General features: G+C 38.1%; 15 protein-coding genes. All 15 read right to left on the bottom strand.

The annotated features are described in order from the left end of the window. Window positions 1-283: 283 nt before the first annotated feature. Complete coding sequence (locus M0D58_RS06720; RefSeq protein ID WP_248394483.1) at window positions 284-1,360, bottom strand: DUF2931 family protein; 1,077 nt, start codon at window positions 1,358-1,360, stop codon at window positions 284-286. After that, a complete protein-coding gene (locus M0D58_RS06725) occupies window positions 1,353-2,987 on the bottom strand; it encodes a T6SS phospholipase effector Tle1-like catalytic domain-containing protein (protein WP_248394485.1) in 1,635 nt (544 codons plus the stop codon). Before M0D58_RS06725 ends, M0D58_RS06720 begins: the two co-directional genes overlap by 8 nt. A gap of 2 nt (window positions 2,988-2,989) precedes the next feature. Next, window positions 2,990-4,927 (bottom strand): type VI secretion system Vgr family protein, encoded by a 1,938-nt coding sequence (locus M0D58_RS06730; protein WP_248394487.1) that lies wholly within the window; start codon window positions 4,925-4,927, stop codon window positions 2,990-2,992. A gap of 42 nt (window positions 4,928-4,969) precedes the next feature. Beyond that, the gene (locus tag M0D58_RS06735) at window positions 4,970-5,842 is read right to left on the bottom strand and encodes a lytic transglycosylase domain-containing protein (protein ID WP_248394488.1); all 873 of its coding nucleotides are present in this window, start codon (window positions 5,840-5,842) and stop codon (window positions 4,970-4,972) included. A gap of 44 nt (window positions 5,843-5,886) precedes the next feature. Continuing rightward, window positions 5,887-8,382, bottom strand: coding sequence for an ATP-dependent Clp protease ATP-binding subunit (locus M0D58_RS06740; RefSeq protein ID WP_248394489.1), 2,496 nt, complete (start codon window positions 8,380-8,382; stop codon window positions 5,887-5,889). Window positions 8,383-8,653: 271 nt separating this feature from the next. Next, window positions 8,654-9,058: a type VI secretion system tube protein TssD gene (gene tssD, locus M0D58_RS06745; RefSeq protein WP_029296853.1), complete on the bottom strand. Its 405-nt coding sequence runs from the start codon at window positions 9,056-9,058 to the stop codon at window positions 8,654-8,656. Between the two features lie 187 nt (window positions 9,059-9,245). Beyond that, a complete protein-coding gene (locus M0D58_RS06750) occupies window positions 9,246-10,208 on the bottom strand; it encodes a hypothetical protein (protein WP_248394490.1) in 963 nt (320 codons plus the stop codon). Between the two features lie 106 nt (window positions 10,209-10,314). Then, window positions 10,315-10,845 carry a hypothetical protein gene (locus M0D58_RS06755; protein ID WP_248394491.1) on the bottom strand — a complete coding sequence of 177 codons (531 nt, stop codon included), beginning with the start codon at window positions 10,843-10,845 and terminating at the stop codon, window positions 10,315-10,317. A 300-nt stretch (window positions 10,846-11,145) separates the two neighbouring features. Continuing rightward, window positions 11,146-11,808: a hypothetical protein gene (locus M0D58_RS06760; RefSeq protein WP_248394492.1), complete on the bottom strand. Its 663-nt coding sequence runs from the start codon at window positions 11,806-11,808 to the stop codon at window positions 11,146-11,148. Window positions 11,809-11,824: 16 nt separating this feature from the next. After that, window positions 11,825-14,968, bottom strand: coding sequence for a peptidoglycan DD-metalloendopeptidase family protein (locus M0D58_RS06765; RefSeq protein WP_248394493.1), 3,144 nt, complete (start codon window positions 14,966-14,968; stop codon window positions 11,825-11,827). A gap of 24 nt (window positions 14,969-14,992) precedes the next feature. Next, a complete protein-coding gene (locus tag M0D58_RS06770; protein WP_248394494.1) occupies window positions 14,993-15,496 on the bottom strand; it encodes a DUF4280 domain-containing protein in 504 nt (167 codons plus the stop codon). A 95-nt stretch (window positions 15,497-15,591) separates the two neighbouring features. Next, window positions 15,592-17,991 carry a type VI secretion system protein TssR domain-containing protein gene (gene tssR / locus M0D58_RS06775; protein ID WP_248394496.1) on the bottom strand — a complete coding sequence of 800 codons (2,400 nt, stop codon included), beginning with the start codon at window positions 17,989-17,991 and terminating at the stop codon, window positions 15,592-15,594. A gap of 46 nt (window positions 17,992-18,037) precedes the next feature. After that, complete coding sequence (locus M0D58_RS06780; protein ID WP_248394498.1) at window positions 18,038-18,943, bottom strand: PKD domain-containing protein; 906 nt, start codon at window positions 18,941-18,943, stop codon at window positions 18,038-18,040. 53 nt (window positions 18,944-18,996) lie between these two features. Beyond that, entirely contained in the window at window positions 18,997-19,524 is a 528-nt protein-coding gene (locus M0D58_RS06785; protein ID WP_248394500.1) for a type VI secretion system transmembrane protein TssO, read from the bottom strand. 11 nt (window positions 19,525-19,535) lie between these two features. After that, on the bottom strand, window positions 19,536-20,072 hold the full coding sequence (tssO, locus tag M0D58_RS06790) for a type VI secretion system TssO (RefSeq protein WP_248394501.1): 537 nt from the start codon (window positions 20,070-20,072) through the stop codon (window positions 19,536-19,538). Between the last annotated feature and the right edge of the window lie 98 nt (window positions 20,073-20,170).

The raw sequence follows: 20,170 nt of genomic DNA on the forward strand, positions 1-20,170 counted from the left end.
TTTGTAATATTAATTTTATTTTTTGTCGTAATTCTACGATTTGATGTCGTAATTCTACTACAAATGAAATAAAAAATTACATAATAATCTACAAATCATATATTTAAAATTTAAATAAAATTAATACTGATAAATATCATTACACAATAAAGGGAAATATTAAGATTTATTTAAGGTGATTTTAAAATTGTTTTAACGTATAAAAATAAAGATCCGGCAGTGAATTAGCCTGCCGGATTTTATGATATGTTAGTTTATTTTGAGATTTTGGAGCTTCGAATTATCAATATGATTCTTTAAAAGTAAGATCACTTTGATAAATTCTTGTGCTGTCTACAGGAATCTTCTGTTCGTTGACCATGATTTCCATATTGCTGTTGTCCGGCGCTACTTTAATGTTAAGTTTAAAATCTTTTCCTGCTTTCTCCAGCAACTCGTTTGCGTTTTCCCAGTTTAAAAAAACACGGCCTTCATAAGCCTGTCCTTTCCCGGTTTCCCAAAAGAAAGTGATTTCTTTCGGAACAGCCCTTTCTTTCATTGGTGGTTTCATTACCCACGGACGGAGCATAATTTCTCTTTCTCCATTATAATATTCCGATTGTATTTTAAATAAACGAAACCCTTTATTTTCTGAGGTGATATAAGGAGTCCATAAATATCTTTTCTGATAATTTTTCCATTCTTTGGGTGATGCGTCGGGGATAAACATATTTTTTTTGATCTCTTCCCGTGTCTGCGAAATTTTTGAAAACAGCTTATCAGCGTATTTTTTATCGTCTTTTACCACCTCAGCCTGAAATTCACCCAGCTGCACGGAAACATATCCGAATTTAAGCCAGACAACAACCATACCTTTCGGAGCAAATCCAAATACAAGTGTTCCGAATTTATAGTAAGCCATTCCTGCTTTATTATATTTTTCGTAATAATCGGATTCCTGTTTAATATTGATAAACTCTTTCATCGGTTCATCTGAAGAGTCTGATTCATTGTTGGCATAAGCGCGATCAAGAAGTTCCGTTACCTTATCTTTCGGGAAATCTGCTTTAAGATGATAAAAAGTGTCTTCATATCTGGAAAAGTACACAATATCTGCTCCAACAGGCGTTCCCGACTGCTCTGTAAAACCTTTCCCCGAATCTCCCCATGTTCCCGATGAGCTTCCGTACGGCAAACCGGCAGGAACCCCTTCCAATGTTATAATCTTGTCTTCCACAGGAGTGATAAGATAGTTGTTCCACGGGTGTGAAATCTGTACGTCATATGTTGGCATAGGCATATCATCTTTTTTCTTCATATCCTGACAGTTCATAAGCTGGAGCATTCCCAGAGCAATAATAAGAGTTTTCCATTTATCCATTTAATATATATCTTTTGCGTTCTGCTGCTGTTTTCGGTCCCGAAAATCTAGGTCCCATACCGAATGAATCTTTATTGGCAGACCAATGTAAATACACATTCCTCAGTTTTTTAATATCTATTCCGGAATTAAGGTAAGAATAACTTCCTGCACGGCTTATATATTCACCTGCCGAAGGATGCTTTCCTGCATTATATTCTTTCACATACTGATTCCTCAGATTATTACAGGAAGCGATATATTTTGCAGTGAGCTTGTTGCTGACATCTGCGATAAAACCATCTTTAATCTGATGATCCGCCACCAGGCCTTCATTATATTTTACCTCAAACTGTTTTGAGTAGTAAAACATGTTATGCAGTGATACCTTGTCGTATTCATTCGATACTTTTTTTCTTCTTCCCCAAAGCTTATATTTTATGGCCGCTGTTCGCGAGGGAACTATGCTCGATTCAATAGTGATCTCTTGCGGATTGTACCATCCTTCCTCAATCAGTATATTCCTGAATCTTTCACATTCTCTGCTGGAATTTATTTCCTCATGCAGCAAAACATCTTCTTTATCATTATTTACATAACCACCGCCGATATCTGAGTGTACTCCCGGCAAAGTAAGCTGCAATCCCCTGATTCCTGCGCTGTCTATATTGGTAAGGCTGAAATTGTCACGATACTCGTCTGATGAGGCTAGCTGCAACACAAATGATGCGTTTCTCACTGCATTTAGCCCAAGCTGTTTGGAATCATCATCAATAATGCTGAATCCGAATAATGAAGTACCCTTATGATTAACTCCAAATGAAGCAACGGTGTCATAAAGCCCAACAAAATTAAATCGTACCGTCTTAACCTTAAGTTTCTGTTGAATAAGACAGGCTCCGAAATATCCATATTTAAGCAGTGGAAAATCGGGTTCGTTAACAATAACATATTGATTGGGTTTCGGTTCGGCATCCGATTTTTCATAATCTTCGGGCGGATATACAAGGATTTGTTTATCTGAAATCTTCTGTGAATTGACGGCTGTACCGGCAATATGCAAAAAATGACGCGCTGCGGCAGCACCCCTGCTGAATCCGTAAACATTCACTGTGAGGACATCAATCTTTTTCCCCTGGAATTTTTTCTGAACTGCTTCTGCACCTTTTACACAGCCTTTTGTCGCCTTAGCTTGTACTCCTCTTGCACTTATTCCCATCCCTGCACCTTTAGCCGGGAACAGCCATAAGGTATCGTTATCAGATTTATTATCTACCGTACCGATTCCTTCAACATAATAGGCAACCTGATTTTGTGCATTCGGATCAATGCAATCATAGCCTCTTGCCACGTTACTGAAGTCATTGGCATAGCTTCCTTTTGGCTTATTCTGTTTTGCGCCGGCCTGTGTATTTGTTTTGTTGTTAAGTGTTCCGTCAAAAAAAAGATTTAACGTTACATCAATGGTATTAACAGGCTTGTCATGAGGATTAATCTTCTGGGCTGGATTGTAGGTTACACCGGTCTGATTTCCTTTCTGTTCCACCGAAACTGCGCTGCTGTGGCTGATGCCTTCTTTAGCGTAGGCTCTGTAATTACCGCCTGTCTGGGTAACTGTTTTGCCTTCTACAAAATATTCGATGCTCATGATTAATAATTTTTAGATTTCTCTCCGCTATTATTCTGAACTTCTTTTTCCGAATGATGTTCTACTTTCCCTTCGCTGCTAACCTGAATACCTTTCATCGAAGTAAGCTTATGTTCTTTCTCTCCGTAAACTTCCATGTCTCCTTTTACGTAATGGCTCATTTTCCCAACGACATTCGTCATGAAATCCGCACCGGTAGAAAGATATTTCATGGATCCCACACTTTCGGTATGATTCACCATAATCGTATCAGATTTATTCATTCCGACGTTGGTGGTCATATTCATTCCGACATTAATATTCATATTCTTACAGTTCAGGGTCATCGTTTCCGGAGCCGTGATGGTGATATTGCTTCCCGTTGTATCCAGATGAATTTCATTTCCTGATTTATCGGTGATAACAATGCTTTCATCTTCCGTGAAAACAATTCTGTGCCCGCTTCTGGTCTGAATGGATTTTACCCTGTTGTCTGCACCTCCACCAAGTCCGACACCGCCGTGAAACATTCCTCCCATCACGAAAGGTCTGTCAGGATGACTGTGTACAAAGTTCACCATAACCTGATCCCCAACTTCCGGAATAGCCACATAGCCTCTGTTCTGGGTAATTTTATCTGTTCCTCCTGCATCCGGACTCATCATCCGGATAAAATGGGTAGTATCATTAGCCTGCCAGTCGAATCTCACCTGCACCCGTCCTTGCCCTTCCGGATCCGCATTTGAAATTACGGTTGCAATCTGTGGCTCTGCTTTTGGAGTTTTAAATTCAGGTTTGGGTAAAAAGCCGGTATCAGAAGCAATCCCTTCAAAGCTTCCGGTATAATGTCCTCTTGTATCCACTTCATGAGAAACTTCCGTGACCATGATTCTTGTAAAATAGGCAGATTCATTGGTATCTATTTTACGCATCTGAACATCAACCACACAGCCCGGGTGTAAAAAAGGAACGGTTGTATTTCCTGATAAAGAAAATACATTAACCGCCTGACTTCCGGATGTGCTTTTCTGTGAATATTCCACATCAAGATGTGTTGCTGCTTTAATAGGAGCAACCTGAAGAGCAGGAGTTTTATATATTTTTTCATTATGGGCATACGCTGTTTTAGCCAAATCTCCTACATGCTGAACAGGCGTATCCCCCGATTTCAGCTTTTCATTCTTACTGCTGTTATAGCCGTAAAACTGAGGTTTTGTATGAACTGCTTTTAATTCAACGCGAATGTCATTGGCGCTGCTCCCATACGTTAATTTGATCGGTTTATTCTGAGGCGGCAGTTTGCCGAAATGAAGTACTTCGCCGTCATAATAAAACTGTTCGCCGTAGGCTTCAGCCATTCTCGCCAGATAATTGTAATGCGTTTCGTCGTACTGGCTGCTGTAAATAATCTGGGAATAGTCGTTGGTATCAACTCTCACATCAAAACGGCTGGAATCAATTCCCTGTTTGATGACCTCATTCGCAATAATTCCCATATTCACTGGAGACGCTCCTCCAAAACTTTGAACATGCGGTGCACCGTCCAATAAAATCGTAGGACTGTAACCTGTTAAAACAATATTTCCAAGGCTCATTCTTTCCTGGCTAAAGCCGACACCGGTAATAACTCCCACAAATGTTCTTTCGGGGCTTTTATCAATGTCTTTGTAAGAAATAACGACGGTAAGCCGTTTACCCAGAAATTTGTTGGCTTCTTCAAGCGTATGTGTCTGTCGGTCGCCGAGTGCGTCATGAGCAAGCGTAAGACTAAACTCATGGTGCCTTCTCGTACTTTGTGTAAGTTTAAAATGTTTGTAATATTTAATAACTTTTCCTTCGATAACAAGAGAAAGTTTCACCAGTCTGTTGATCCCTGCATGATGATTCTCCGAAATTCCGTCGGCATTCTGAGATGGCCGGAACGAAGGGCTTTTAAGTATATTTTCAGATTCTGTTTTCATAGTACCTGTGATTTGTAAGGTTAAACATTATCGTGTGTGTTCTTACTGTTTGGTGTGGGGTGTATAAGTTTCTTTTATTGATCTCGAGAGAATTTTAGTTTTCTTTAATAAAAAATCCGGCATGATATCTTTCGGCAGATAAAGAGTTCCTTCTCCTTTATTCTGAAGATCTTCGGAAATCCCGGGATTCCAGGTGAGAAGCCTGTTAACGTCCAGATCCAGTTCATCTGCTATAACATTTAAATTAAATCCGGCATTAATATCTGTCTCTGCCATCTGCTCATTATTTTTTCTGCTTCCACCATTCACAAAAAATACCGTATTCATTCTGGAAGAATTATAATTACTCAATACACTTTGTAGTTCGCCGGTAGCGTAGCACGCATTGAGGTATTTTTTTACGTGGTTGATGGTTTCTTCCGGTAAAAATTTATAAAATACATGATATTGTGATGAGTTGGCTGCAGTCATCGCCTTTGCAATATTTCCCTCACCACAATTATATGCAGCAACTACCGTTATCCAGTTGTTGTATTTTTTATATAAATTGGTAAGAGAAACGACTGCGGTTTTCGTGCTTTTGTAAAGATCATTCCTGTTTTGCTGGGTAAGACCATATTGGTTGGCATGAGAAGTCATAAACTGCCATACGCCTACCGCCCCTGCTCCAGAGGTAATATTCCTATTGAAATGGGATTCAATTAAAGCAAGATTCCTGAGGTGTTTCGGGAGACCTTTCTGAACAAGAGAATATTCTATAAATTCAACGATTTCCTTATTGGAACTGATAATACTCTTATATTTTCTCACGCTGTTCTCAGAGGTATCTGAAGCAGCAAGAAACTGTGCATTCATGATGTTTGAACACAACAGTAGTATTCCTGTGAGGATAATATTTTTGAGATTTGGTTTCATATACTTATTTAACGCAAATAAGGAATTTAACGTATATTTTTTTGTTAATCTACTTTCCAGGTTAATTTTTCCTCTTCTGTATTCCAGTCTAAGTGAATTGTCTGCCCCGCTTTTACTTCTTCCCGAACGATCATTTTAGAAATAGGCCTTGCAAGCTGAGATCTTATAACTCCCGAGATTTGTCTTGCTCCATATTTGCTGCTGAATCCGCCTAATGCAAGATTTTTCACGGCTTCATCTGAAATTTTCAAGGTCATTCCCAATCTTGTTAATGATGCATGAAGTGATTTTAATTGAATATTAAAAATTCGTTCAGCAATCGATTCGGTAATTGGTGCAAAAGGAATAATTTCTGTAATTCTTGCCAGAAACTCCGGTCTGAAACGTCCCGAATTAGACATAATCTGCATTAGAGAAGATGATTCCGGAACTTTGCCTTCTTCAAACTGCTTTACAATTTCTTCACTTCCGATATTTGATGTAAATAATATCAAAGCATTGCTAAAATCCCCTTCTTTTCCAAGCTTATCATGCACTTTTCCTTCATCCATAATTTGTAAAAACACATCAAATACCGAATGATGCGCTTTTTCAATTTCATCAAACAAAACCACGGTGTAAGGCTGTTGTCTGATTTTATTAACCAACATACCGCCTTCTTCGTAGCCCACATATCCCGGAGGCGCACCGTAAAGAAGCGCTGCAGAATGTTCTTCTTTAAATTCTGACATATCAAAACGAACCATCGCTTTTTCGTCGTTGAAAAGCAATTCGGCCATGGATTTTGCCAGCTCTGTCTTTCCGGTTCCTGTAGGTCCGAGAAGGAAGAAAGATCCAATCGGTTGTCCCGGTTTATTCAATCCGCTTCGGTTTTCCACAATAGCATCAGAAAGGATTTTCAGTGCATGATCCTGTCCCACAACCCTGTTCATCAGCAACGATTCCATATTCAGAAGCTTTTCTTTTTCCTGTGCCTGAATTTTTCCGATCGGAATATTGGTTTTCGCTGCCATTACTGCTGCAAGCTCAAGACGATCTACTTTTTCTCTTTTCCTGGCGGCGTGCTGCAAGAGTTCCGCATAGGTGTCTTCAATGGTTTTCCGGATCTGCTCTACCGGCATTGAGTTGTCTATCTGCGGCTGTTCGCTGAGCGATCCCCATAAAATCGGACTGATTTTATCCCTCAGCAAATTATAGGTCCAGATCAGCTCATCAGCTTTATCTTTTTCATCGAAATATTCTTCTTTTAGAATTTCATCATAGCTGTTTTTCCAGCTTTCCAGTTCTTTTTCAGAAAGTTCGTCCAACATTTTGATCGCGGCCATTGTCCTGTCTAACAAATCAATAGCAGCATCCGGTAATTTTTTACCTTTAGCATAACGTTTAGCAAGGCGCACACATTCGGGCAGAGCCGTTTTTTCCACCTCTATACCATGATGTTTTTTATAACCTTCGAGAAGAACGTCGATCATTTTAACACAGGTTTTCTCGTCCGGTTCATGTACAGTAAGTACTTCGAACCTTCTGTTAAAAGCCTGTTCAGGTTCTATAATTTTCCTGTATTCTTCCTGTGTCGTCGCTCCGATTACGGTGATTTCACCTCTTGCGAGTTCCGGTTTCAGTAAATTGGCTACATTTCCGATACTGCCTTTAGGATCAAGAAGTGTATGAATTTCATCGATGAAAAGAATGGCTTTCTCTATCTTTTTGCATTCATTGATTACTTTTTTAAGGCGGTCTTCAATTTCGCCTTTGTATGAAGTCCCTGCTAATAAAGCCCCGGTATCCAGTTCAAGCAAAGTTCCATTTTTAAGCATTTCCGGAACATTTCCTTTGATAATTTCGATGGCAAATCCTTCTACAAGTGCGGTTTTTCCTACTCCGGGTTCACCAATGATAATAACATTCGGCTTGCTTCTCCTGCAGAGAATTTCCACCAGCATTCTAAGTTCCTTATCTCTTCCGATGATATTTTCAATTTCTCCTTTTCTGGCCTGCGCTGTGCGGTCGACACAATAATTTTTAATAGAAGGAAATGAATTATCGGAATAATCTGATCCGTTTGAAAACAAAGAAGAGAATTCCTGATTTCCTGAATTTTCATATGGCGTATCTTTCCTGTACAGGTTGAAAATTTCGTGTTCGCGAAGCGGCAGTGATTTCAGCTGCTGCAGTGAAAAAGCCACCTGCGGTTTTACAATTGCTGTCAGAATGCAAATCGGAGTGATCTCATCCAAACCAAGCTTTAAACGAATATCATCAGCTTCTTCTACGATCGTATCTACTGATTCATCTTCTTTTACCTCATCAGGAAGATGAGTTGTCTTGGGATAATCTTCGATTCGTACATCTGCCCATTCATAGAAATATCCGGGATCTTTATCGATGCTTTTCAGAAAATCCGAAATGCCGATGTCTTTATGCATTAATGCCTGAAGAATATGCGGTCCGCCGAACGTTCCGTTATAATTCTCTTTCGCGATAGACTGTGCGATATGAAATAGCTGTTTTACTGTATCATTGGTTACTAGTACTCCCATTGCGATTTTTTTCTCAGATTAATATTTTTTGTGGTGTGGTAATTTTCACCGGTCATATTTCGCTAAACAGCAGCAAAAATTAATCCATAACCTCCTGAAAATTTTACCTTTCTACTAATATATCAGTTTTTTTTGAGAGTAGAAAACATATGTTTTTTTTGAAACAGCAGCAGTAATAATTTAAATATAATAAACAGCTGCTGATAATGGTAAAAAAAGACCGCCTCGTGATGACAGTCTTTCCCTTATGAATATTAAATTACGTCTGGTTTTAGCTTGAAGGCCAAAGTCCTTCATACTTAGAATTTCCGTAATCAATTGTTTCTGCACTGATGATAAAGCTGATCAGCATGCTGTTTTCGTCTACGGCATCAAAATCTACTTCGTGCTGGATTACATATCCGTTTTCCCAGTTTAATGTGATCAATGTGCCTTCTTCGTGGGATTTGTTGAAAGTGATTTCACCTGTTGTAGGCTTGTATTTTCCGTTGAGTAAACTTTCCAGAATATCTGATTTTTCAGTTGCTTCTACAGTTACTTTGATGATTGCGTTGGAAGGATCTGAAGCTACTCTGCCCGATACATCTGTTGATCTTGACACACTGTAGTTCAGCTTTAATAGTTTTTGACCTTCTCCTCCATTGAATTTAAGAATTCCTCTTGAATTTGCTGCCATGATGGTAAATTTTAATCGTTAATAATATTTTGTGATTCGGTGATTGTGTAACAAAGATAGGAGGGCAAAATTTCTTAGAAAAGTTTTTTCACCACTATCTGATATTTTGTAGTAATACTACGATTTGATGTCGTAATTCTACGACAAATGATTTAACATACATTTAACATATCCCTGTTTATGAGGCTTAGGACAATTCTGACACAGTAAAGAAACTGGAGTTTTTAAACCCAAATTGAAAGACAGTATAATGCAGGTCTATATTTTTAATCAATCCTGTTTTTGTATACAATGTATATTTTCCGGAAAATTCTATATCACTTTCGGAGTATTGAGGATTCTGAAGTATTACAATTTCATTATTGTATTCCGGATTTTCAATTTTCTGCTGAAGCGTAATGTCCGTATTCTCTTCCCCCACAGACTGCTGAAAAAAAGATTTTCCATTTGCAAACGGATTCCTTAATGATGCAAAATAGTTTTTAATAAAGACATCATTTTTCATTCTTGAATTAAAAATACTCCTTTTCCGAACAGCTCTTTCAAATTCATCGAGATAAATTTCCGCGTATTTATCAGGGAAAAGATCCGACAAACGTTTCATGATCTTTTCAAAATGATCCATCGTCTGCTGGGTAAGCTGTATGCTCACCAGATTTCCTTTGAGATCTGTTTTAATTTCCAGTGGATTAAGCGAGCGGATGGATTCTGAAGCCAGATCTGTCATCATATTTCCCTGTCCGTCTGAAAAATTATTTTTAAAAAGATGAAAAATATGAAAGCCGTTTTCGTTTCGCATCCATTTTAAAGAAACCGTATAGGTAAGAACAGCATGTCGTTTTTCAAGCTCATTTTCATATAGTTCTTTATTAACCACAGCATATATTCTGCTGAAATTTTCCGGACTGAAGGGAATTTCAGGGTTGAGTTTGGGATTTTTAAAGGGAGCATCATTAAGGCTGTTGTATTCTCGTACTTTATTTATGCCGGGAATAATCAGTTTTTTTCCGGGAATGAGTGTATCCTGTATAATATCTTCCCTTGCACAATGGGTATTGTGAAATTCTTTCAGGTATTTCGGATTTTCAAGATGAATTTCTTCAGATATGCTTTCCAGCGTTTCCCCGGAAAGTATAAAATGAACGATCATATATTCTGTTTTTGACTTACCACAATTTAGTGTAAAATTTTTATTTTACAAATATTTTTTTGAGGTGATTGCTGTAATAATTGCTGTAATAAGAGTAATGGAAGTGTTATTTTATCCTGTTGAATTCAAGATATTTGTCACCACACTGCGTAAAATGATCAAATTCATTCATAGAGTTGCCATAGTTCTGGATAATAATCTTATCGCCCTGATAAAGACCGCCGATTTCGCCCATTTCAAGATTGGTTATTTCTCCCGTTTTTTCATCGGTTTCCGCCGATACATTTCCTGCTGCAATGATTTTCTTTTTATCAAATATTTTGAATGTGGATTGTCCGCCTGTATTTTTAAATTCTATTGAAAATCTTCCGCCGTCACAGTTACTGGCTACGAAAGTTCCATCTACAGTTTTTTTAGACACCGCTATTGTTGCATCGTCCTTATGCTCATCTTCTCCTGCAGAAGAATCTGTCTTTTCCGTTTTCTGATCCTGAACCGGCTTTTGATCTTCTTTCATCACCTCGGAAACAACTGAAGAATCTTTAGTGTTCTTTGTGTGCCGGTTCTCATTTTTATTACATGAAACCAAAGAAAACCCAGCAACAAGACATATAACGGAAAAGTTTTTACTGATCATAAAAGTTTTATTTTATGTGATTGATAAATCAAAAATACATATTTTTCTGTATGAAAATATTTTATTTGAATTTGAACGCAAATTTCTTTAATTAATCCTAATCAGCATCATTCTAACAATCTGAATAAAAGCTTTTTAATTACAATTATTCGAACATTAGATTATATAATATTTAAAATCATTAAGTAAAATATCAGGATATTTTGTAATAGGTAACACTTAATTTATTCTTCAAAGCTTTCCAAAATAAAAAAAGGCCTTACATAATGCAGACCTCTTTTACTTTCTTTAATATAAAAATTATTTAATTTTTTTGTCTAAACATAAATAACTTCCTTCTGTTCTTAAATTTGGCAATGCCTTGGAATATCCTGCAATTTTATCTTTTTTAAATTTCAGCACAAGATCTTTATCTTTCAGTGCAACGTTGATAAAATCTTTCATATCCGTATTTTCTGAATTGGCTCTCGGCTCTTTTACATAAAATTTGTCTACGAGATCTTCACCATCCAGAACTACTACATAATACCATGCTGTACCGATATCTGCCTGTCCTTCAATGATAATAACCTCCATATTTTTATTGGCTGAAGATTGATAAGAATAGATGGTGTAACCCGGTCCTTCGTAATTAATATCTGAAAAGTCTATATCCGTAATCGCAAAATCTTTTTTTGTAAGCATAAAGCTGTTGTCAGTTTTATGGATAAGCCTTGTAGCTCCATGAACGTAACAGTTTTCATAATCATCTTTCCTGAAGGGATCTACAATATCGAAAGAAATTTCGCGATCTGCATTTTCCTTTACTTTTTTGCTGCTTTCCGCAACATTGAGATTAGCAGCCTGAACAACAGATGTTGCTGCTACCTGTTTCTGCTCTGCTGTGGTTTGTCTGTTTTCTTTACAGCTGAACAGGGTAAACCCGAACAGTAAAAGTGATATTTTAAAAAGCGATTTGTACATACATTTTTTCTTTACATTAAGATCTTGCTTCCTTTACAGTCTGTTGCGCCGGCTGATCGATTGCTGTAAGCCTTACAAAATAAGCAGGGTTGTACCGGTTCTGAAGGCCTGTTCCGTTCCCGGTAGCATTCATGGCAACTTCAAAGTGCAGATGCGGATTCGGAACCCCGCTTGCATTCCCGGAATCACCTGAATAACAGATAGTTTCACCAGCCGTTACTTCTCCACTTGTTTTAACTGCCGATTTTAAATGGGCATAACGAAGATAAAATTTATCAGCATTAATATCAAAACCTGATCCACTTTCTACCTCTGCGGTAAATTCGTGCGTATAATTTCTTTTGGCTTTTCTTAAATCTTCCCCGCTGACTTCCAGAACGAGCACATTTCCATAGCCTGCACTTCCTTCATTCATGTAGCTCACAATGGTTCCGTCCAGACAGGCTTTGCACGGCGTATCTATATCTGCAAAGATGTCAAGCCCCTGATGATTTTTCGGAACAGCCTGTCCGTTCACTATTTTTGTTCTCACCGGTCCGAAAGCTCCGTTTTGCTCTTTATGGGCACCGCTGGAATTATAATACGTCCTTTGCGGATTGTCTATCGGGTCATGCCATGCAGAATCACCTCCTTCAACAGGAGAACATGAATTTACTTTAAATACATTGATTCCTTTGTCGAAATATGATTTGGCATCTCCTAATCCTGCCAATCCCGGATTAACAAGTTTTCTCACCTTCTTCACATTATCCAGCGTAGAAACTTTTACGGTGTCTGCCGTTTTCCAGATTTCGTGTTTTTCCCAGAAAGCAATTGCCGTTAAAACTGCATACTTGGCTTCTTTTACCTTATCAGGATCTGCTTCGAGATCTGTGTATTCATCAGGAAAAATTTCCTTGATATAGTTGGCTGCACTTCTGTAATTTCCGCGGCCTGTAAGCTGTTTTAGCCCTCTACCTCTGAACAGGTAACCGTCGCCACTGGCTTCGTTTCCGTTTCCGTTTCCAAAGCCGTTTTCTGCAGCATACATATAATTCATCAGTCTTTTCTGCGGATTTTCGCTGCAATAGGTTTCCAGAAGGCCTGCGGCGTTGAGGTTGGCTGCTCTTTGCCCGAAAATACTCAAACTTCTTGATTTAGAATAGCGGAATTTATCTGTTTCTACCATCCAGTCCGGGTTGATTCCTAATGTTTCAGCACCTACCTGCGCAAAGAAATGAGCTTTTCTGAGACAGGTATTGATATGAATTTCTTTGCCTGAATCAAAAATATATTTGTTCAGATTATCTACCACTTCCTGTCTGAAAGCTTTATGCGCCGGTAAAGCGCCATACAGCTCTTCAATTTGCTCAATGGTAATTTTCTCCGTACATCTCGGGCATTTTTTCCCGATCTCGAAATAGGCTCCGTCTTTTTTCAGAAATTCGCCTTCATGTTTCTGTAAATTTCCTGTGCATTCGGCTTTTAGCCACAAATATTCGGTTACGTTTTTATAAACATCAAAAGTAATTTGCTCGTCTTTATTGTAAACTTCTTTGGTAAATGCCTGTTCAATAGCCTCACTCTTCGCAAATTTTTTCTGTTCTGCCAGTTCGGCTTTTATTTTGTTAATAATAATTCCTGCAATTTTTTTCTTTTGCTGTGTCGTTGCTGTAGCATTGCCGTTCCCCCCGAATGTATAGGTGTGGGTTCCATCTTTTATTCCCGTTAATTTTTCCTTCCATTCTTTCAGCGTATCATCGGATTTTGGACGGAGTTTTATTTTAACTTTAGCAATTCCGTTTTGTGCGACCGCTTTAAGAGTTGTTATTTCGGCACCGTTCTCTTTGGCTTCCAATACGGGAAGACTGGCGTCCTTTTCGATTAATACAGGTTCTTTTTCTTTAATATTTATGCTTACTTCCTTACCGTCAAGAAGCATGGTAGTTGCCACTACATATACTTCTTCTTCCAGCGGTGCATTATTTATTTTTACAAATACAGGACCCAGTTTATGTAAAGCAAAAGAAATAGTTTCCCCTTTCGCATAAGAAGTTTTTGTGAGTGCGTTCTTTATAGTCTCAAATTTCGCGTATTTTTTATCCTTTTTTATGGCAGGGTCTACTTTGCCTTTAATAATCTGCGCAACAGTATCTTTATTGATATTATTGTTGTTTGATGCAAATGTGTAAGTGTAATTGCCATCTGTTTCATCGGTTTCCTTTGTAAATTCTTCCTTTGCAAAATAGGCATCGAGCAGACTTTCAGCTTTGGGTTCCTGTACAACACTTGTCGTTTTTCCTTCCGTTTGTTGAGGAGTTGGCTGCTGTTCCGGCTCTATGGTTCCATTGGTTTGATTGGAGGCGTCAGGTTGGGTTGGCTGATCTGCTTCTTCACTTTGTTGTGTTTTTGAAACCGGCTGTTGCTGAGAAGGCTGCGGATTTCCGGAATTTTGCTGCGACGAACCCGATTGCTGCGTCTGCTGTGCCGGTTCTTTATATTCCGGATTCTGAACTGCAACATTATTGGTAGCATGTTTTCTGTTGCTGTAATATTCTACGGTAACATAAAATTCAAGTTTCTGTGGATCTGTTTCACCCTGAGCTGCTTTCTGCATTAAAGCTTTTGTTAAAACAAATTCAGCAGCGGCAGTTCCGGTTCTGTCTACAATAGCTTCGCGGCTGTCTACAAAGAGATTTCCGGAATTATGGCCGTTTCCTGCTGCATCATCTTCCCAAAGCGTAAATACCAGTTTTTTCCCCGTAAGATTTACGCAGAGCGCTTTAGCAATAAGTTTATCGGTATAGCTGAAAACAGTTCCCGGCGTATCATCGGCGTACCGGAGCTCTACTTTGGTAATTTCCGGCGTTCCTGCAGGCTGTGGAGTAATATCGATGGTTGTTGGGCCGCTGCCTTCCGGTTCATGGAGATAAGCTTCCAGACGATAGGTATTTTTTGCCGCAACTTCGCCAAACGTAAAGCTTCCGTCTCCCTTTTTCTTGATATTGGTTGAAGTAAAACTTCCGTTAGCTCTTTTTTTAAAAAGCTCCCAGGTTATTGCGGCAGGATTTCTTTCCCCGGCAGGTGTTGAAGGATACCAGTCTGTAACGATATAGGTGGTTTTTTCCCCAATGGTCGGCGTTGGATTTCCTGAAATTTTTGAAACTCCTTTTTTAGACATAGAAAATGTTTTTGTAAGGATGAATTAATAAGCGTCAATTTCACTTTCCAGGACCGTTTCTTTATAGTCCTGCATATTTACAAGCGGATTAATATGCTGTACCGTTTTATTATCGGCATTCTTTACATTCTTTTTGCTCATCTGCCCTCTCTGGCCATGATCTTTAATGGTGATTTTTCCTCCCACTACACATTGCAGTTCCGATACTTCCGTAACGATTTTTTTATCCATAATCTTTACTTTGCCATAGGTTTTCTGCCATTTTCCGGCCGGAGCATAAGAACAAGGCAGATTTCCGCCGGAGCTGGGTTTCAGCTTGCATTTTCCAAAACTTGGACCGGAAGGATTAAACTGGAGATCATCTTCTGTAACGGCCAGAAAATCATTATTACCATCAGAGTCATTCCAGAAATGTTTCTGATGAGAAGTTACTTTATGCTGTGGAAACTGATCACCCTGATTGCACTGGGCTTTACCTTTCTGAATGACGAAATGCTTTCCGTCATGAGGAGATGATTGCTGTGACATAATATTTATGATTTGGGTAGCATCAAAGATAAAAAAATTTACATTAAAAAAATAAAAAAGCAGAATTAAATTCCGTTTTTTAATATTATAAGTTATTAATGTTTAGTATATTCAGGCTGTTCGGTGGGCTGCATAGTCGGCATAAAATATTCATTAAGCCAATAAAAAGTCTGTCCGTTTTGCTGGATCTTCACAGCCGGGTCGTTTCTGTGCGAAAGCATTCTTTCTGCCAGATCTTTATAATGGCGGAAATAGTTTCGGGCCGTTTCGTTAGTGACAATTTTAGATTTTTTCCAGCCTTTCAGCATGTATTTTGTCATTAACTCTTCCTCGGAATTATCAAAACCTGTACTTACCCCTACAGAATATGACATGGGCTGTTTATAAAGATCGCCTTTATCAAGGAATTTTGATGTAGGATTATACTTTTTTAACAGTTTTATATATTCCCTTACAGCTCTTGCCTGACTGAAATCCGCTCTCTCTGCTCCTGTTTTCTGATATACTTCGGTATAGAATGATTTTAAATTATCGTATTCCGCTTCAGAAATAAGAATTCCCTTTTCAAGGCCGGGCTTAAAATCTTTAAGTTCTTTCGGAATATATCCTTTTACCAGGAACGGGTTTCCGTAATTAATAAGCTGTGCTGCAATACCTGCAGGAACCGGATTTGTAAGTCCCGGATAGAGATATTTATATTTCAGATCTACATCTGTTCTTCCTGCGCCAACTGATGAATGAAAATAATCATTTAAAGATTTATCCAACGTTGCATTATCCAAAGTAACCTGAGCAATAAGGCTGTCTACGGATTTTTTCAGATATCCCGGCGTTGCGATGTCTCCCTTTTTAGGAAAGATCACAAATCCCTGAGCCATACTTTGTTTAGGATAATCTAAAGAAAAGAAACCCTCATCTCCTTCTACCAGATTAAAATTATTTTTTGTTAAAACATCATTCTGATTAATAATTTTCTGCTTCTTCAGTTCCGCAATATTTTTGGCCGTATTCGTGACTACATTCTCTGACATTAAAACAAAATCATTGTACGTATCTGATGATCGTGCGCTTGTCTGGAACATGATCAGTCTTGCCTGGGCCTGCGTAAGAGAATTAATCACTCCGTACATGTTTCCGCTTTGCGCGGCTGAGGTTCCTACGGTAACAACAATATTGGTTTCGTCCGGGAAATTTGAAAGAAGATCTCCCGCTGCCATTAATCCTTCATTTACCGGCTGGTATCCGCTGTTGCTGATACAGTTCATTTCATTGCTTTTCTGATCAATGAATGTTGTGATCTTACTGTAATCCGTGTTTAATGGAGACACCGCTACATTATCTCCGCAAGAATTATTTTTATACAAAACCACACCATAACGCACCTGATTAAAATAAGAAGGTTTTTCAAATCTCAACTGTAAATCCTGTAAAAGAGATTTTACAATTGGAGCATATGGCGCGTTCGGAGCACTGATATCAAGGGTAAATACAATATTTATTTTTTTATTTTTCTCTGTGATTTCTCTATACCGGTCGAAATAAATGGGTTCTCCTAATACATTGAATACATAATTTTTGCTATAATCCAGAATATTCGTAAAATATTTAGTTTTGGAATCCGGAGCCGGCGGTTCATTAAGCGGTAAAGTTACCGGAAAAATATTCTCAAGAGGCGTTCTTTTATTAACATCGGTCAGCAGAACAGCCACTCTGTTTTCCGAATCATTTCCTCCAGGAGATCCTTCATGAATCCCTAAGGTAGTCTCTGTAATTCCGGTTGTATTTTTCATTTTAACGGCAGAGCGCTCACCCCAGCTGGAAATAACGTTCGAACTTACCCATCCGTAGAGACTTTTCCCAATACTGTCGATATCAATACTCGGCTTTTTTCCTACCAGAAATCGTTTATTATTTTCTGCCTGTTTGTAGACATATACCATCTGTCCATTTGGAATTTTCACATTTGCCTGCTCGATAAGGCTTGGCGAACTGAACACCATAATGGAGTCATTTTTATAATATCTTTCAGAATTTTTGATAACTTCAGTGTTATTGGGTACTACTGCAACCTTTACCGGAAAACCTGTTTTTTCGCTTTTCAGCGAACTGCTCCATAAAAGAAGATCAGATTCCGGAATCCAGCCATAGGTTTTTACTTGTTTGGATGATACTTTTTTCATTAAAGCATCAGGAATATATTCTGCTACTTTTACCATACCATCCCTATGTTTAAGCACCATTAGAGGTTCCAGAAACTTAACTTCTTTGTATGATTTTTCATCATTTTTGTCCAGATATGCCGTGTTTCTGGAGCGGTCTGAAATAGCAATCCACGGAACGGCCTTTTTAGGAAAACCGTTAATTACCGTAGCGTTATCTATCTGCCCGTATTGTGAAGGTTCAGGTGTTCTTTTTGACGGTAGTTTTACCTGACAGGCTGTCAGCAATACCGATAATCCGATATAATATGCTGCTAGAGGAAGTTTATTTTTCATCCTTTTATATATTTTACGATTGGTGTGATGTCCCGGAAGGACGTGGTTATTTGCTTTGGTTAATGTCTACTTTCGTAACGCAGTTCTGTGCATCGTCAAAATTTACTTTAACGGTCTGTATGATATTATTTTTATCAAACTGAAGCCCTGCACAATACATATAGAAATTATTGACTTTGCTGTCATTTACCTTTACTACTGTATTTTCATTGTTACACAGGTAGGTTCTCAACAGATAATTATAATGCATGTTGAAACTGTTTCCGTACGCTATCTGCTGAAGATGATATTTAAAATCGTTATCAATTTTAGCATAGCTGTCTTCCACGCTTACTTCTTCTTCTAAGGCATCGTAAGCAGGTAAAATTTTAATCTGGTGAAGCACGGGCTCTACTGTTTCATCCGTGATCAGGCTCACCACATAATTGCCCGGTTTTTGATAAGAATAGATCGCCAATTTATCTTTAGAATCAATTCTTCCGGTTTCTCCGAATTTCCAGGTAAATTGTTTTCCGTCTGAAATAGCACGAAACTGCACATTTTCAAACTGCATGGCCTGCGACGGTGCATCAATGAGCGTTACCGTTTTTACACTGTCTTTTTTAGGTACTGTCCTTGCAGAGACGATGATGGGAAAAGATTTGGAATATTTATTATCGACAATCAAGGTCACCTGATAATACCCCGGTTTGTTGTAAAAGTGGATCCCTTTATTTTTATCGCTGGTGGTTCCATCTCCGAAATTCCATATTTTGTTTTTGGCAAACTGTGTTTTGTCTTCGAATGAAAGTGTATCTCCTACTTTTAAGGTAGATGGGTATACAACCCCGACAATATCGTCTGAGGAGTGTATCACTTTCTTCTGCAGCCATAATGCAACCAGCGCAGCTATTAACAATGTTGCTATAACACCGATAATAATGTTTTTCTTGTTTTTCTGAAAGTAATTCATAGTTAATGATTGTGATGTGTATTGTGCTTTAGTGTAATTTTGGATGTGTGGGTTTACTGGGATCTCGACTGTAAAGCGGTCTCACGCTGAAAGAGCTGGCTTTTCTTTTCTTTAAACCCGATGGAGCATTCATCAAACTGCTTTTCAAAGTTTTTGATATTTTCCGTTTTACTGGAAATTATTTTTTTATCGTTGAAATACATTTTGTAAAATTTTGCGATCTGCGGATATGCTTCTTTTCTGATATCGTTGATATTGTCTCCGTTCTGATAATATCCGGCCACATCGTTGATTCCGTACATGATATTATTTTCCACAAAAGGCTGTGGAGCTTCGTCCGTAAGTTTATTGATCATAGAAAAGGTACTGTCCATCACTTTGAAAGATGACTTCTGCTTCTGATCGAATTTGGCCTTTTCTTCAAGCATCTGTATGGAAACTATATCGTTATCCGAAAACGGAGACTGAAAAGCCCGTAAGAAAATGATTCCCATAAAAATAAGCGCTGCAAAAAGCATTAAGATTAAATATAAAAACTGATAATGCCTTTCTTTTTTTGATAATGTGATTTGTCCTTGCATAGTTTTCGTTTTTATCTTCTTCTTCTCATTCCTGAAAATTTTCTGGTAGGGTCTACTTTCAGTTCACTGTTGATTATTCCGATTTTTCCTTTACATTCGTTGAGATTCCTTAAAGCCACCTGTTCTTTGTAGGAAACATCAATGATCTGTTTCTTTAAGGCCAGCATAGGTTCGATCTGCTTCATAAGAATGGAATAATGCTTAAAATTATCAGCACTGTCCTTATCCATTGCATTTCTTGCATTTCTCACATCTTCCATGATTGCGTTTCTGAGGAAAATATCATTTTGCACCCGGTTAATATCCAGTTGATCCATCCGGTAAAATATACTGTCTACATGATCTTTCAGAAGATTGCTTCTGGTAAGAAGATAGCGGTAGTCGTCCGCTTCTTTTTTGACACCCTGTCTTTGGATGTCATAACTTTTAAAAAAGAAAAATATGCAGGTGAAGGATACACCCGATAGAACGATAAACGATAGAATAAATTTCCAAATGCCTATCCTGACGTCTGCTTTGTTTAATTTTTGCTCCCGGTTCGAAGACATATGTTTGTGATTTGTTTGGTTTCGTGAAATTATAAAAAAATAATTTATTCACAAAATTTACTAATTTTAATGAAATAATAATTTAATTTCAATTAAAT

Origin of the sequence: Chryseobacterium nepalense (assembly GCF_023195755.1) — a bacterium.
Lineage (GTDB): Bacteria > Bacteroidota > Bacteroidia > Flavobacteriales > Weeksellaceae > Chryseobacterium > Chryseobacterium nepalense.